2 protein-coding genes are annotated in these 2100 nt (G+C 55.7%); both read left to right on the top strand.

Going from position 1 to position 2100, the window contains the following annotated elements:
• Positions 1–590, top strand: a 590-nt coding sequence (locus HMPREF2924_RS03005) for a conjugal transfer nickase/helicase domain-containing protein (RefSeq protein WP_168172948.1), incomplete at its 5' end; no start/stop codon positions are given.
• Positions 587–1888, top strand: a complete 1302-nt coding sequence (xerC, locus tag HMPREF2924_RS03010) for a site-specific integrase (RefSeq protein WP_003454526.1) — start codon at positions 587–589, stop codon at positions 1886–1888. The genes HMPREF2924_RS03005 and xerC, both read left to right, overlap by 4 nt.
• Positions 1889–2100 lie beyond the last annotated feature (212 nt).

A 2100-nucleotide genomic window follows, 5' to 3' on the forward strand; every position in this document is an offset into this window, starting at 1 on the left:
ACGCGCTTCTTGGTAATATCACTTCGCCACCAAGCGGGCTAGACACTACTAGCCACGCCTCACCGGCTGCTTCTCCTACGAACACTCGCGGGGAGGAGAACCTGCAGCAGCCATTAGGAACCGCGGAGCCAGCAGATTGCGCTCCTGAAACAGTTGAAGACGTATTTATGCCTAGCAGAAGCACTGATCTGGGACAGGGATTCGTTGGCTGGATGAAATCTGGAATCGCGGCCCGTCGCCTGTTCATCAACGACACCAAAGCCTTGATACATACCGTCGACGGGACCGCCATGCTGGTCACACCAGGAATCTTCAAGCGTTATGTCCATGAGCATCCAGAGCTCGAAAAGCTGGCCCAGGCCAAGGAGACGACCGGCTGGAAGCTGGTGCAACGCGCGTTCGAGAAACAGGGTCTTCACCGAAAGACCAATAAGAACCTGAACATCTGGACCATCAAGGTTTCTGGTCCTCGCAAGACGAAAGAGCTCAAGGCATACCTGCTCCAGGATCCCAAACTGCTGTTCCCTGTGCAGCCTCTGGACAACCCAAGCCTCACGGTCATCACCGATGCCGAAGGGGGTGTGGAATGACCCCACTTCAATTGACCGAGGAATATCTCTTCGCACACGACCTCAGAGAGGCCAGCCAGAAGACCTATCGAGCAGCAACCAGAGCGCTCATGAAGCACTTCGGCAGCACAGTCACCGTGCAGGAAATCACTCATCGGAGTGTATTGGAATGGAGACGAAAGGTATTGGAGCAGGGGCTATCCAAACGCAGTTGGAACACTTACTCGAGCCACCTGCGCACCGTTTGGGGATATGCCATTGAGTACGAACTGCTGACCCACAGCCAAATCAATCCTTTCAAGAAAACCGGAGTGACGCCGCCAAAGCGGCCGAGCAAGACAGTAGCACTCGATGCCATACAAAGCGCTCGCTCCTGGCTGAAAGTGCTAGATAGCTCCGAGCACTGCACGGGGGAACGCGCACGAATCACTCCGGTTTGGTTCTGGCGGTGCGTATTCGAGACATTCTACGAAACCGGCATCCGTCTGAATGCGCTGCTGTGCATTCGTAAGTGCGATGTGGACTGGAAAAGAAAAATGATCCTGATCCGGGCTGAGACAGAGAAAACCCACCGAGAGTTTTCCGTCCCCATCACCGATGGGATAGCCCCCCATATACGGCGGCTACTCCAGGAAGCCGAGCAGGTAGGCATGAGCCACCACGACCAGCTATTCAATGTGAATCGTTTCTCACGCCACTATGCACGCAAGGAAATGAATGCCGACCAAGTCGAGGCGATGTACAGAAAGTTGACCGAGAAGACCGGGGTACGAATGACGCCCCATCGATTCAGGCACACCCTGGCTTCCGACTTGATGAAGCAGCATGAGCGCAATATCCATGTCGCCAAGGATCTACTCAACCACTCCAACATCCAAACAACAATGAGCTATATCGAGACGGATCACGATCAGATTCGGGCAGTGCTTAACGAGCGAAGCCTAGCTCAGGGCGCCGTGGCACAGACCCGAAAGGTCGATTACAGTGGATCGCCGCAGAAGGCGGCTCATTCAAGGCCGGCGCTGCCACGCCCAACTCAGAGAGGAAGCAGTCCGTCGACACAGGTACCCACAGCAGAAGTGACGAGTACGGGGTCTGATCAGGAGATTCAGGCTTACAACTCACCACCCTTCTGTACTCAAAGAAGAGCCGACGCGGTACCCCCACCAGCGGACAACTCCGAACAGGACTTGCTGTTCGCGCTGCTGGCCCAACACCTGTTGCGACAGGCAAGCCTGACGACAACCGAGGGCAACTGCGCTCCTAGATGGGGTACCGTTGTCGGAAAGAAAGCAAGCCCCCCGTTGGCCGATCGGTAGGCCGGTAGGGAAAATCTGAAATAAGCGAGGGCCTCTGCACATCAACGCCGGCGCACTCGCAGAGCCCTGAATTCTCGCGGCTATCACCGCATGACCCTCTGTAATCGCAGATTACGTCGGAGGTGCTTTGCTACGCCTACAGATAGGTATGAGCGGCCAGCTCAGGGCCAATCCCATGGCTTCAGGGCCTTAGAAACAGAAAAGCCCACCTA

Origin of the sequence: Pseudomonas sp. HMSC063H08 (assembly GCF_001813645.1) — a bacterium.
Classification (GTDB): Bacteria; Pseudomonadota; Gammaproteobacteria; order Pseudomonadales; family Pseudomonadaceae; genus Pseudomonas; species Pseudomonas aeruginosa.